At 37.9% G+C, this 12,803-nt stretch carries 13 protein-coding genes and 1 pseudogene; 10 read left to right on the top strand and 4 right to left on the bottom strand.

Going from position 1 to position 12,803, the window contains the following annotated elements; translation table 11 throughout:
• The first annotated feature begins 6 nt into the window (after window positions 1–6).
• The 7 genes from V2145_RS12085 to V2145_RS12055 all read left to right on the top strand — a co-directional run bounded on the left by V2145_RS12085 (window position 7) and on the right by V2145_RS12055 (window position 7,095).
• A complete protein-coding gene (locus tag V2145_RS12085) occupies window positions 7–1,005 on the top strand; it encodes an ABC transporter ATP-binding protein (protein ID WP_094909647.1) in 999 nt (332 codons plus the stop codon).
• Between the two features lie 42 nt (window positions 1,006–1,047).
• Window positions 1,048–2,667 (top strand): peptide ABC transporter substrate-binding protein, encoded by a 1,620-nt coding sequence (locus V2145_RS12080; RefSeq protein ID WP_330987790.1) that lies wholly within the window; start codon window positions 1,048–1,050, stop codon window positions 2,665–2,667.
• A gap of 102 nt (window positions 2,668–2,769) precedes the next feature.
• Window positions 2,770–3,696 carry a S66 peptidase family protein gene (locus tag V2145_RS12075; RefSeq protein WP_094909649.1) on the top strand — a complete coding sequence of 309 codons (927 nt, stop codon included), beginning with the start codon at window positions 2,770–2,772 and terminating at the stop codon, window positions 3,694–3,696.
• A 17-nt stretch (window positions 3,697–3,713) separates the two neighbouring features.
• Entirely contained in the window at window positions 3,714–4,619 is a 906-nt protein-coding gene (locus V2145_RS12070) for a C40 family peptidase (protein WP_094909650.1), read from the top strand.
• 12 nt (window positions 4,620–4,631) lie between these two features.
• Window positions 4,632–5,642 (top strand): ABC transporter ATP-binding protein, encoded by a 1,011-nt coding sequence (locus tag V2145_RS12065; protein ID WP_094909651.1) that lies wholly within the window; start codon window positions 4,632–4,634, stop codon window positions 5,640–5,642.
• Window positions 5,639–6,433, top strand: a complete 795-nt coding sequence (locus V2145_RS12060) for a serine hydrolase (protein WP_094909652.1) — start codon at window positions 5,639–5,641, stop codon at window positions 6,431–6,433. The genes V2145_RS12065 and V2145_RS12060 overlap by 4 nt, the downstream gene beginning before the upstream one ends.
• Window positions 6,434–6,546: 113 nt before the next feature.
• A complete protein-coding gene (locus V2145_RS12055; protein WP_094909653.1) occupies window positions 6,547–7,095 on the top strand; it encodes a hypothetical protein in 549 nt (182 codons plus the stop codon).
• A 42-nt stretch (window positions 7,096–7,137) separates the two neighbouring features.
• On the opposite strand, the gene V2145_RS12050 is transcribed toward V2145_RS12055, so the two are convergent.
• Window positions 7,138–7,977 carry a TIGR03943 family putative permease subunit gene (locus V2145_RS12050; protein ID WP_025910308.1) on the bottom strand — a complete coding sequence of 280 codons (840 nt, stop codon included), beginning with the start codon at window positions 7,975–7,977 and terminating at the stop codon, window positions 7,138–7,140.
• A 12-nt stretch (window positions 7,978–7,989) separates the two neighbouring features.
• The gene (locus tag V2145_RS12045) at window positions 7,990–8,859 is read right to left on the bottom strand and encodes a permease (protein ID WP_025910310.1); all 870 of its coding nucleotides are present in this window, start codon (window positions 8,857–8,859) and stop codon (window positions 7,990–7,992) included.
• Between the two features lie 219 nt (window positions 8,860–9,078).
• On the opposite strand from V2145_RS12045, the gene V2145_RS12040 reads away from it, so the two are divergent.
• Window positions 9,079–9,870, top strand: coding sequence for a histidinol-phosphatase HisJ family protein (locus V2145_RS12040; protein WP_094909654.1), 792 nt, complete (start codon window positions 9,079–9,081; stop codon window positions 9,868–9,870).
• A gap of 439 nt (window positions 9,871–10,309) precedes the next feature.
• Window positions 10,310–10,651 (top strand): annotated as a pseudogene (locus V2145_RS12035) (terminase large subunit); the annotation flags it as partial.
• A gap of 132 nt (window positions 10,652–10,783) precedes the next feature.
• On the opposite strand, the gene V2145_RS12030 reads toward V2145_RS12035, so the two are convergent.
• The gene (locus V2145_RS12030) at window positions 10,784–11,371 is read right to left on the bottom strand and encodes a hypothetical protein (protein WP_330987789.1); all 588 of its coding nucleotides are present in this window, start codon (window positions 11,369–11,371) and stop codon (window positions 10,784–10,786) included.
• Between the two features lie 104 nt (window positions 11,372–11,475).
• Between V2145_RS12030 and V2145_RS12025 the strand changes: the two genes are divergently transcribed.
• Window positions 11,476–11,742 (top strand): hypothetical protein, encoded by a 267-nt coding sequence (locus tag V2145_RS12025; RefSeq protein ID WP_330987788.1) that lies wholly within the window; start codon window positions 11,476–11,478, stop codon window positions 11,740–11,742.
• Window positions 11,743–11,813: 71 nt separating this feature from the next.
• Here the strand turns inward: V2145_RS12025 and V2145_RS12020 are convergent, their stop codons facing one another.
• Window positions 11,814–12,260 (bottom strand): hypothetical protein, encoded by a 447-nt coding sequence (locus tag V2145_RS12020; protein WP_094909658.1) that lies wholly within the window; start codon window positions 12,258–12,260, stop codon window positions 11,814–11,816.
• Window positions 12,261–12,803 lie beyond the last annotated feature (543 nt).

The following is a 12,803-nucleotide window of genomic DNA, read 5'->3' as shown; positions in this document are numbered from 1 at the left end:
AGCGCAGTGGAAAAAGTTTTAGAAGTTCAAGATTTAACGGTGAAATTTGCTACATATGGCGGTGAGGTGCAAGCGGTTAGAGGCGTATCGTTTGATTTATATAAAGGTGAAACACTTGCGATTGTAGGGGAGTCGGGATGTGGGAAAAGCGTAACTTCTCAAAGCATTATGAGATTAATTCCAAATCCTCCAGGAAAGATTACAAAAGGGTCAATTTTATTTAAGGGAAAGGATTTAGCAAAGCTCTCTGAAAAAGCCATGAGAAAGATACGCGGCGCAGATATCTCAATGATTTTCCAAGATCCAATGACTGCATTGAATCCAACAATTACGGTAGGACAGCAAATTGCAGAGAGCATGATGCAACATGAAAACATTACGAAAGATGTAGCGAACAAAAAAGCACTAGACATGCTCAATTTGGTTGGAATTCCAAATCCGAAAGAGCGCTTGAAACAGTACCCTCATGAATTTAGCGGGGGGATGAGGCAGCGGATTGTCATTGCTATGGCTCTTGTATGTGAACCGGAAGTGCTCATTGCCGACGAGCCGACGACGGCTTTAGACGTAACGATCCAAGCTCAGATTTTAGAGCTTTTTAAAGAAATTCAAGCAAAAACAGGCGTATCCATTATTTTGATTACGCATGATTTAGGAGTCGTCGCCCAAGTGGCAGACCGAATAGCCGTCATGTATGCAGGTAAAATCGTTGAAGCAGGAAAGCGAAGAGATATTTTTTATCAACCACAGCATCCATATACAAAGGGGCTCTTACAGTCTGTTCCGCGTCTTGATTTGGATGGTGGAGACCTTGTGCCAATTGCAGGTTCGCCTCCAGACTTATTTGCACCTCCTATCGGGTGTTCCTTTGCTGCTCGGTGTCCTTATGCGATGGAAGTGTGTGATCGCGTGTATCCTGGTGAAATTTTGTTTCGAAATGAGCATTCAGTCAGCTGTTGGCTCCAAGATGAAAGAGCTAAAAAACTAGTATCTACTATAAGCTAGCCTTATAGATACATAAATAGGTAAAGGAAAAGGGGGAACAGAATGAAGCGAATTATGTCTGTAGTAATGATGTCTATTTTAGTATTTACCCTTGCTGCCTGTACGGCGACAAGTGACTCAGGTGCAGAACCTGAAGGTGGTAGCAAGAAGGAAGATGGTAAAGTATTGTATATGAATAACGGTGCAGAGCCAACTTCTTTTGATCCACCAATTGGTTTTGATTCGTACTCTTGGCAAATGTTAAACAACTTAATGGAAGGCTTAACAAGATTAGGACAAGAACATGAACCAGAAGCAGCAATTGCTGAGAAATGGGACGTATCACAAGATGGCAAAGTTTATACATTTCATATTCGTGAAGATGCAAAATGGTCGAATGGGGATGACGTAACCGCAGGAGACTTTGAATTTGCTTGGAAACGGTTGTTAAACCCTGAAACAGGATCTCCAGCTGCTTTCTTAGGTTATTTTATTGAAGGTGGAGAGGAATTTAATACAGGAAAAGGAAAAGCGGAGGACGTAAAAGTAAAAGCGGTAGACGATAAGACGTTTGAAGTAACGTTGAATAGTCCACAAGCTTACTTCCTAAGCGTCATTGCAAATCCTGCATTTTTCCCAATTAATGAAAAAGTAGCAACTGAAAACCCTAAGTGGTTTGCTGAAGCGAAAAGTTTTGTTGGAAATGGTCCATTTAAGCTAACGAAGTGGAAGCATAACAGCAATATTGTTATGGAGCGCAACGATCAGTATTGGGATGCAAAAAATGTAAAGCTAGATAAAGTTAACTGGGCAATGGTGGAAAATACAAATACAGAATATCAAATGTACCAAAACGGCGAGCTTGATGTATCTGAGATCCCAGCTGATTTAAGCGACCAGTTATTAAAAGACGATAGCCTAGATATTAAAGATCAAGCAGGAGTTTATTTCTATCGTCTTAATTTAGATCAAGAACCGTTCCAAAATGTCAATATTCGTAAAGCGTTTGCTTTAGCTGTAGACCAAGATCAAATTGTTAACTATGTAACGAAGAACAAAGAAGAGCCGGCATATGGCTTTGTATCAAAAGGGTTTAAGGATGCCAACGGTTCTGATTTCCGAGAAAAGAGTGGAGATCTTGTCAAAACAGATGTGAAACAAGCAAAAGAGCTTTTAGAAAAGGGAATGAAAGAAGAGGGCTATGAGAAGCTACCCCAAGTTACGTTAACGTATAGCACAGATGATACGCATAAGAAGATTGCAGAAGCACTGCAACAGATGTTTAAAGAAAACCTAGGCGTTGATGTGAAGCTGGCGAACATGGAGTGGAACGTATTCCAAGAAGAGCAAAAAGCGCTGAAATTCCAGTTATCTCGTAGTTCGTTCTTAGCTGATTACGCCGATCCAATCAATTTCTTAGAAAACTTCCAAACGGGGCATTCAATGAACCGTACGGCTTGGAGTAATGAAAAATATGATCAATTAATTCAGGAAGCAAAGAATGAAGCGGATGAAAAGAAACGATTTGAGTTAATGTATGAAGCTGAAAAACTATTATTTGATGAAATGCCAATTATCCCAATTCACTTCTATAACTACGTATTTTTGACAAATGAAAACGTATCTGGAATTGTTCGTCACCCGGTTGGTTACTTAGAGTTAAAATGGGCGGATAAAAAATAAACATCGTTCATAAAGTAGTGAATAAGCAGGCTGTGCAAAATGGGAGCAACTTCTCTATTTCGCACAGCCTCTTCATTACATAAAGGGAAAGGGTGTTTCTAAATGATAAAACCTTCTGCTTTGAAAAAAGGAGATATCGTGGGCGTTGTATCACCAGCTAGCCCGCCAAAAGAACAGCAGCTAAAAAAGGGAATTGCATATCTAGAAAGCTTAGGCCTTCAGGTCCAAGTTGGAAAATCAGTTTATGAAAAAAACGGCTACCTTGCAGGAACAGATGAACAGCGCGCAGAGGATATTAATGCTTTTTTTGCTAATCCAAGCGTCAAGGGAATTATTTGTGCTTGCGGTGGTTACGGAACGGCTAGAATGGCGAATTTACTAGATTATGAGCTCATTAAAGATAATCCAAAGATATTCTGGGGCTATAGCGATATTACATTTTTACATACGGCTATTTCTCAAAAAACAGGACTTATTACGTTTCACGGGCCAATGCTGTCATCGGATATTGGAAAAGATGATGTCAAAGAACAAACAAAGCAGTCTTTTCAACAACTTTTTACTCCTCAGTCAACATATTATACTGATCAAATTACTCCCCTTCAAATTATCGAACAGGGAGAGGTCAGCGGACAGCTAATTGGTGGTAACCTCACATTATTAGCAAGTTCGCTTGGTACAGATTTTGAAGTGGAGACAAAGGGGAAGATTTTATTTATTGAAGATATTGAAGAAGAACCCTACAGCATTGATAGAATGATGACACAGTTAAAGCTGGCTGGGAAATTTGAAGATGCAGCAGGCATTATGCTTTGTGATTTTCATAAGTGTGAACCGTTAAAAAGAGAGAATTCTTTATCATTAGAAGAAGCTTTATTACAGCCGTTAAAAGGGTTAAAAAAGCCAATTATGAAAGGGTTTTTAATTGGACACTGCTCGCCACAAGTCGCAGTGCCTGTTGGGGCGTATGCAACCATGTCAACCTATGAACGAATGGTAGAGTTAGAAGCCGGAGTGAAAGTAGATTAATAGAGGGAGAAGATAAAATGAATGCTAAGAGATACGTTGTCACAGTGTCAGTTGCAACGGTGTGGACATCTGCAGAATCACCTCGTAGCCTCGATCAGGTGGCACTAGAATCACCTGTTGATATAAAAGAGTGGCTCCGTCGTTTAACGTATGAAAACCGACTCGCTTTATGCAACGAAAACCTCGTTCAAACCCAACTTTTATTTGGTGAAGAAGTCGAGATGATTAAGCAGGAAGGAAATTGGTGCTACGTTCTTATTCCAAGTCAGCCTTCTAAAAAAAATAATGTCGGATATCCCGGTTGGGTTCCAGCAAGTCAGTTAAAGGCAGTAGAGCTGCAAAAACAAGATGCATCTGCCCAAGTAATCGCCCGAAAAACGCTTTTAGTAATTGATAACCAAACGGAGCTGATGCTTAGCTATCGAACGACTTTACCTGTAGTTCAATACCTAAACGAACATGTTGAAGTGGAAACACCGCTTGGAAGAGGCCTAATGTTGGCTAAAGATGTGAATGTAGTTCAATCTGATGCAGAACTACATCCAAAAACAGGAGCTCATCTCGTGTCGGAAGGAAAGCGATTTCTAGATCTTCCTTACTTATGGGGAGGAATGAGCTCATATGGCTTTGACTGTTCAGGTTTTACCTACTCACTTCATAAAGCAAATGGATATACGATTCCTCGCGATGCAAGCGACCAAGCTACAAGCGGTAAAGTGGTTTCATATGAAGAAATGGAGCCAGGAGATTTATTATTCTTTGCTTACGAACAAGGTAAGGGTTTTGTACACCACGTCGCTATGTACTATGGAAATGGTCAAATCATTCATTCGCCGAAAACGGGTAAGGCAGTTGAGGTTATTCCCATCAAAGGAATGGAGTACGAAGATGAAATTTGCGCAATACGTCGCTACTGGACATAAGGAGGAAATGACATGACAAAGAAACAGCCTATTCTCGAAGTGAAAAATATGACGAAATACTTCCCTGTTGCTAAAAATAAAGAATTAAAGGCTGTAGATAATGTTTCATTTTCCATTTACAAAGGTGAAACGTTTGGATTAGTAGGAGAGTCTGGGTGTGGAAAGTCAACGACGGGACGAACCATTATTGGTCTGTACCAGAGAACGAGCGGTAAAGTACTTTATAAAGGGAAAGATGTCCACAAACTATCTGAAAAAGAGAAATTTACGTTTCAGCGTAATATGCAAATGATTTTTCAAGATCCGTATGCGTCCTTAAACCCAAGGTCTACAGTAAGGGAAATCATTTCGGAGCCAATGGAAGTTCACGGGTTATATCCCAACAAAAAAGAACGCTTAGAACGCGTTTATGAGCTGTTAGAAGATGTTGGTTTGAATCGTGAACATGCCAATCGTTACCCTCATGAATTTAGCGGGGGGCAACGTCAAAGGATTGGGATTGCGCGCGCCTTAGCGTTAAATCCCGAATGTATTATTGCGGACGAGCCTATTTCTGCTTTGGACGTATCGGTTCAGGCTCAGGTTGTTAATTTGCTAAAAAAATTGCAGGAAGAAAAAGGCCTTACGTATTTGTTTATTGCTCATGACTTGTCAATGGTCAAGCATATTAGCAGCCGTATTGGAGTTATGTATCTAGGACACCTTGTTGAGCTGACAACAAGCGATTCATTATATACCAAGCCACTGCACCCTTATACAAAAGCCCTTTTATCAGCAATTCCAATACCAGACCCTGATATTGAAGATGCACGCGAACGTATTGTCTTACAAGGAGAGCTACCAAGCCCGATTGACCCACCGTCGGGATGCGTATTTAGAACACGATGTCAGTTTGCGATGGACGCATGTGCAAGCGTGAAACCCGAGTGGCAGGAAGTTGAAGAAAATCATTTTGTTGCGTGTCACCTTTATAACGAAGGGATTGTAAATTCAACCTCTGAAATTGCGGCAAGTAAACTATGAGTATAGTAGAAGAAAAAGTTCGCTTGATTGTTCAGCAATGGTCGTCCATGTACAGAGGGAGAGTAAGCTATCTCTTTGAAACTCCTGAAGAAACAATTGAACAAGGAGCTACAAATGTGTATCCATCTGCTAGTACTATCAAGCTGCTTGTTGCAATTGAAGCGTGTCGTCAGATTGATTCCGGCGTTATTTTAGCGCACCAGACCATTGCTGTTAAACAATCAGATATTGTGGGGGGAGATGGACTATTAAGCGTTTATCCGTATTCTCCTACTGCTACGGTTAAAGAACTACTTATTTTAATGCTCATTCTTTCTGATAATACGGCTACAAACCTGTTAATTAAACTTCTAGGACAAGAGTGCATACAGGGGTGTATCAAGGATTTAGGGTTAAAAAATACCCAGCTCAATCGTCAGATGATGGATATTCAAGCTTCCGCGGAAGGAAGAGATAACGTCACAACAGCAGCAGACTTACTTACATGCCTGAAAGTGCTTTATAGAAAAGATGTTCTCTCGGAACCTTCACGTAAGCTTTTAAAAGAAAGCTTATTTAATCAGCGACTGCGGGATAAACTACCTTCTATGCTGAATGAAAAGTGTTTTATTTTAAATAAACCTGGACATTTGCACGGAATAACGCACGATTGCGGTGTGCTGTTTACACATCATAAAAGGTGCTATGCTGTGGTATTAATTGATGGGCTTAAACATAATGAGTATGGACGGAGGCTAATTGCAGACCTCGGTCAGGTTATTAGCGAAGCGCTTACTCAACAAATTGTATAATCAATCATTCATCCTATACAAACTTTCACATATTTTTTATATAATAGATTTGTATAATTAATTTTTGGTTGAATTTACTAACAAAAGTATTTAACCATAATGGTGGTGTAGGTATGACAAACGAGTCGGCAATGGTTGACATTATAAAAGCGTTTAAGCGCAATTCAACAGAGTCAATTGCAATGGATTTAATAAAAGAAGTAAGGGGAACGTTTTGTCCGCTTCCAAAGTATGTGGCGGACTTAATTGATGAATTAAGAAAGCTAAAATTAAAAGATGAAGTGATTAGCGTCATCTTATATCAATCTGTATATGTGAACAATCATCAGTTTAATATTAAAGATACGCCTACTAATCGGCAATTTGTTCAGGACACTGTTTTTATGGGGCGCAAGTGGGTGCAGCAGTATGGGAAAATTGAAAATGTCGAACAAGCTATTCAAATTGCTGAACATGCGTCCTTAGATGCAGAAGAGCCAGAAGTGCCAAATCATTTTGATTCAAAGAAGGTTACGCTTGAAGTGAACTTAGATCCACAAACGTATGAAATGTTAAAAAATATTGCTGTCTATTATGATCATGTGGGATATGATGACTCCATTTCAACTGCAGTACAGCACTTATACACGCAGCTGCTCGAAGCTCAGCAAAAAAGTCGATAAGAAAAAATCACGTAACATAGAAAACGTTACGTGATTTTTTTATCATTGATTGTTTCGATAAACGTAAGGATCATCAGGTTCCTGTTCTTTCTTAACGTTCGTGACTTTAATCATTGGTAATGTTTTTTTAAACGGCTGATAATACATCGTATCAATTTTACCTGTTACTGTTACCCAATCATCATTTTGAAACGATACGTCATCTGGAAATTCAATAAGCATTCCGAAGGCTCCAGAGTCAGCAATGCAATGAATAATTCCAAAGCGAAAAAGAAAATATTGATTTTTTGGCAGCTCATCATTATGGTATAAAAATCCTTTTAAGCGAATGGTTTTACCCGTAAATTCACCAGGGTAATTATAAATGGTTTCCATTGCGTTTAAAAACTCAGTATCTTCTAAATTAAGCTTTTCACTCTTTCCAAACTGCTTCAAATCTTTGCGTATCATTTTGTCATAAGCTTCCTCTCCGTAAAAGCTACTTGTATCGGGCTCTAGGAATTGGTGCTGATCATAGGGGCTATTTTTTTCGTAGATTGGAAAATTGAACCCCTTCGCTTCAACAATTTTAGAATCTAATTTGGAAATTGGTAAAAATAAAGCAGTGATAATAGGTACGATATAGATGAGATAAAGGAATTTATCTCGCTTGCGCGGAGCGTGTGAATGACTGTGGCAATCACAGCCATCTTCATGATTATGGTCATGCTCATCGCCTTTCATATAAAAAATAAAAGCAGCAATGGTAATAAACCATAGGAGAAAAATTGTACTGTATGAAATCCATGCATATTTCATATTAATGTACTTTGAAATATCTCCTGTAGCATGCAGATGCATGAAGACAAACGTAAAGCCAATCAAAATTAAAATTCGAATCATCGCGCTTCCTCCTTATCTGACCAGTAGCATTGAAAAAACAAAGACAGCTATAAAGGTATAAATAAATAAAATGCCCACAAATTTGGCTTTAAATTGACTCAACATCATTAACGTATTTTTAATATCAAACATTGGTCCAAAAACTAAAAAGGCAACGATGGCGCTATCTTGAAATGTGCTTTGAAAGGATGCTCCAATAAACGCATCGGCTGACGAACAAAGGGATAAAAGGTAGGCTAGTCCCATCATTACGAAATGAGCTGACCAATCCTGCTGCCCAAGATCTAACAGGATGGATGTTTTCATAAACGTTTGCATACTTGCTGCAATAAGCGCTCCAATGATTAAATATTTACCGACTGAAAAAAACTCATCGATAGAATGCTGGATAGTCCCTACTAGCTTTTGGCCAAATGTCTTTTTCTGAACGTTAACGCACACGCTATGTTTTGTTTGATCTGTTTTAAACTGAAACGTCAACAGCATGCCAACTGAAATTGCTACGACGAGCGCTACAGAGCTACGTTCCCATACAACGGCCCAGTCATTTCCAAACGCTACATATGTAGAAAACAAAACAACTGGGTTAATGATAGGACCTGTAAACATAAAGGGAATAGCAGCGTATAGCGGTACGCCTTTTGCCATTAATCGCCTTGTAATAGGTACAATTCCACATTCACAAGCTGGAAATAAAGCGCCTATAAAAGTTGCTAAAAAAACAGCGCCTACTTTATTTTTTGGTATGGCTTTTGCCATCATTTCTTCTGTAATAAACATTTGAATAATTCCAGAAATAAATACACCCAATAACACAAAAGGAAGGGCTTCAATTAGGATACTGATAAAAATTGTGTTTAGCTGCAACAAGGATGAACTCATACTACCACTCCAATTTTGTCTTAAGAAAATAAATTTGCATGCATTCAACTTTTACAGAAAATAGTTTAATATAAAAATAGTTAAATGTAAAAGAATTTATAAATTTCCATTTCATTGTCTAGTTTGAATAGTTAAGGTAGCTATATAACGGGTAGTATTGTAAGAAGTAGAAAGCTTTGCTAAGATACGATTTCAGGAGAAGAATGGGAGGAACGAAACATGTACATTGTGGACTATCATCATCATACGAATCATTCATTCGATTCAAAAGCGGTTATGAACGAGGTATGCACAGAAGCTATCCATCGTAATATTAACGAAATTTGCTTTACAGAACATTACTCACTTAATCCACTTGCTCCTACATATGGACATATTAATTTAAAACATTATATAGAAGATATTGAAGAGTGTCGTGCGCAGTTTGACGGAAAGTTAGTTATCAAAGCAGGGATTGAAATTTGTGAGCCGCATTTATTAAAAAGTGAGTATCAAAAGGTATTAGAGCCGCTTCAATTAGATTTTATCCTAGGATCTGTTCATAACATCAATGACAAAAAGCTCCGCTTATATTTACAACATAAAACAGTAGAAGAAGTATACGGTGGTTATTTTGAAGAACTCTACAATCTAGTGAAGCATGCTGATATCGATGTGCTTGCTCATATTGATTTAATGAAGCGCTATGCAATAAAAGTGCACGGAAATTATGATTTTGACCAGTTTAAGCCGCAGCTAACAGAAATTTTAACAAAAGCAATTGAGCGCAATATCGGCATTGAAATTAACACCTCAGGAATGCGAAGCAGCTTAGGTGAACCGCTACCTTCTCAAGCGGTATTAAAATTATATAAAGAGCTTGGAGGAGAACTGCTAACGGTAGGTTCTGACTCTCATAAAGTTGAAACGGTTGGCGACCATATTTCCGAAGCAATAGCGCTTGCGAAAGAATGCGGATTCCGCTATGTCTTTACGTATGACAAACGCCAGCCAAGTGCCATTTCGATTTAAAAGGTTAGTTGAATGTAGAAGAGAATATTTGTCAATGAGTGTCCGCAGAAGTCTTTATGTAGAAGGCTTGCGGGCTTTTTTTTTGACCACTACTTTGTGAATGTTGTTTTGATTTTATTCAAGAAACAAGCAAGAGTAAGTGGATTAAGCAGTTAGTAATAATATGCAAGGAATTCGGGGTGGGGGTAATTAGCAATAACCGCACAGAAATGTTGTTAAATAAACAATGTATATAAACACTTATAAGTGATAGTTTCGCAAACGTTGCTATTGTGTGGGGGAGTTGTTGTTTAACTTCCTGTAGGGATTAAAATGAGGGAATGAGGGTAGATGAACACACGACGATTGAATGCAAAGGGGGGCAGAAAAAACAATTACCGATGTACATGGTGATATTTACTTAAACTGAGATTTGTACGAAAGCATCATGTAGCAATACTCTGAAGAGGGGATAAAGGCAGACTCAGCCGAATCCAAGGTTATCAAGTTTTTTAAACAGCAAGGTTTTCGAATGGAGTTAGCTAAGAAGTTTCAAGGATCTAGGTTGCAATGCACAAAGAAGGTCAAGCGTTTCAAGAAAATCATTTGTTCAGATGCTTGTGTGAATGTAATCGATGAACTACAAGACCTAACATACAAAGTGAACAAGCAAGGAGAAATCATTGAAGATGACTTTACAATAGACCCTCATACATTTTCAGCAATCTGGTATGCGTTAGATGCTTATGAGGTATCAGACCTTAAAGGAGGAGCAAGAGTGAGTGGTTCAAATGCTTGGTAAGAGCATGGGGAAAACTAAAAGGATAATCAACGTGAGTTATATAAAAGACCCTTGGTATATTCCAACCAACGGTCTTTTAATTTCTAACAGGAACGTTATGCTAACTAAGTTTATTAGAATAGATAAAACTTACTAGTCATCTATTTTAATAACCTTTAGATTAGGTTCAAGTAATTGTACGGAACCTTCAACCGATGAAACAGCAATTGAAAGTTGATCACCAGCAGCTAGATTGAGTAATACGGATCGACTCATAACCATTTCAATGAGAGAGGGGCTTTCTGGGGAGAAAAATGTGTAATTTGCAGCTCGAGTTCTAGATTGGTTAACTATAAACCCTCCATTTACTGCTATTTCTAATATGATTGCTGATCCTCTTTCGTATAGTTGGACATTGGTTGTATATTCTACTTCGTAAATACCTGATGTAGGAATAACTATTCGGTTTGCTACCAAGGTAGTATTTGAAGAAACAAACATGGTGGTTAATGGTAAATCTTGATTAGAAACAGGAATAGCACCACCTATTGTTCCAGCATCACCATAAGTGGTTAAAGAATTTTCACCCGGAGGTCCTTGAGGCCCTGGAGGTCCTTGAGGTCCTGGGAACCCCCGTGGACCTTTAATTACACAGCAGCAAAGATAAGAACAACAATAAGAACAACAATAAGAACAACAATAAGAACAAGAACAACGACTTTTTTTATAATAAGCAGACAATATTTCACCTCCTTTCTAAGAAATCTACTATATTTATATTCCTGCTAAACTATTATGCTTGTACTACTGGGATATATCGATTTGAAAAACTTTGTATAGCTTTAATGATGAAAGGTTTTATTTTTGAAAATAGTTGTTGGGGGGGGGTTAATGCAACTGATTCAATAGTATGTTCTGGTAGAAAAACATTAACAACTGCATATGAGGGTATCTCAGAAGCATTTACATTTACAGGTTCAGATTATAATGTGCCAAAAGGTGATGGTTTCCTGATTTACACTGTTTTCGTAAGAAATATCACAGGTAGCAGTGAATCAGATGTAGTGCGTGTAGAACTTGAAGGTTTTAATGTTATTGGGGCAGGGAACTAAATAGTAGTGCAAATCTAAATAATATTCACTTTCCATACAAACCAAGACTATCAATTTTGATTTTGCTCTATCTAATTAAGCTCTGTAAATTCATGTTGAAGAATTGTTTCACCTTCTAAACTCTCAGAAGATCCTGTTCTTCCATATGCATTGAAAATAACTTTCTTGCTTCCAGAATAATAGATACGAACTTCATAGAAGGTTACATATTCTGGTGCGAGAAATGTGAAGAATACAGCTAGATTGTTTGGAGCAAGAGTATAAGGGAATGTAGCGGAGGAAATTTGACCGATTTTTACAGACAATTTTTTGGGGGTATGATAAGAACTCCAATCCCAAACTTCAATTATAAACTTCTCTGGTATTTCGCTTAAATTTACAACATTAACTACAGATGAATGAGTGGACCGGTTTCTTACTAACACTCCTGTTGATAAAACCTTAGTTGCATTCTCTTGTTTACAGCACAAATTACCATATTGAGTGGCAGAGAATTTTTTTGCTTTATGGTAACTCATATTGATTACCTCCTTTCTTTATATATATATTCATTGTTTCAAAAAACTTTTGTATGCTTGTCCTTGCTTCGAACCTATTTTAAAGTCTCTTAAAATAGAGTTGAGCATTGCTAAAAAGAATTCATAGTCCTGTTCTTAATAATTATAGAAAACTCCTTGAACTAATAAAATTTAGTTGCACAATGCGTTCGTCATATAATTTGCAGTGTGGATAATGATGTTTTAAACATTCTATCTTACACAAAAGATTAATAGAAGTAGGCGGAAGTGTACTAAACACGAGTAACTTGAAGGTATGACGGTGGATGAAAATGCTCATACGGGTTTAATCAAACAATCACAAAATGCTCACATGATTAAAAGATGTTAAGAATAAAACACAGGAAACATCAAGCTTCAAGAGGGATTGGTGGATTTATAGACAAGCAATAAAAGAATATACCAACACAACGGATGATAATGATATGAAAGGGTTTTTGAGCGTCGATATGACATTTGTCATATTTGTCATGTGACATGTACTACTACACATGGTTTCTTTTT

Source organism: Priestia sp. GS2 (assembly GCF_036409025.1).
In the GTDB taxonomy this organism is placed as follows: domain Bacteria; phylum Bacillota; class Bacilli; order Bacillales; family Bacillaceae_H; genus Priestia; species Priestia aryabhattai_A.
This window is presented reverse-complemented; position numbering and strand designations above follow the sequence as displayed.

Excerpts from the sequence above, each read along its gene's own strand:
- V2145_RS12080 (WP_330987790.1), top strand. The coding sequence starts at position 1,048 with ATGAAGCGAATTATGTCTGTAGTAATGATGTCTATTTTAGTATTTACC.
- V2145_RS12075 (WP_094909649.1), top strand. The coding sequence starts at position 2,770 with ATGATAAAACCTTCTGCTTTGAAAAAAGGAGATATCGTGGGCGTTGTA.
- V2145_RS12070 (WP_094909650.1), top strand. The coding sequence starts at position 3,714 with ATGAATGCTAAGAGATACGTTGTCACAGTGTCAGTTGCAACGGTGTGG.
- V2145_RS12065 (WP_094909651.1), top strand. The coding sequence starts at position 4,632 with ATGACAAAGAAACAGCCTATTCTCGAAGTGAAAAATATGACGAAATAC.
- V2145_RS12060 (WP_094909652.1), top strand. The coding sequence starts at position 5,639 with ATGAGTATAGTAGAAGAAAAAGTTCGCTTGATTGTTCAGCAATGGTCG.
- V2145_RS12055 (WP_094909653.1), top strand. The coding sequence starts at position 6,547 with ATGACAAACGAGTCGGCAATGGTTGACATTATAAAAGCGTTTAAGCGC.
- V2145_RS12050 (WP_025910308.1), bottom strand. The coding sequence starts at position 7,977 with ATGATTCGAATTTTAATTTTGATTGGCTTTACGTTTGTCTTCATGCAT.
- V2145_RS12045 (WP_025910310.1), bottom strand. The coding sequence starts at position 8,859 with ATGAGTTCATCCTTGTTGCAGCTAAACACAATTTTTATCAGTATCCTA.
- V2145_RS12040 (WP_094909654.1), top strand. The coding sequence starts at position 9,079 with ATGTACATTGTGGACTATCATCATCATACGAATCATTCATTCGATTCA.
- V2145_RS12025 (WP_330987788.1), top strand. The coding sequence starts at position 11,476 with ATGATGAAAGGTTTTATTTTTGAAAATAGTTGTTGGGGGGGGGTTAAT.
- V2145_RS12020 (WP_094909658.1), bottom strand. The coding sequence starts at position 12,260 with ATGAGTTACCATAAAGCAAAAAAATTCTCTGCCACTCAATATGGTAAT.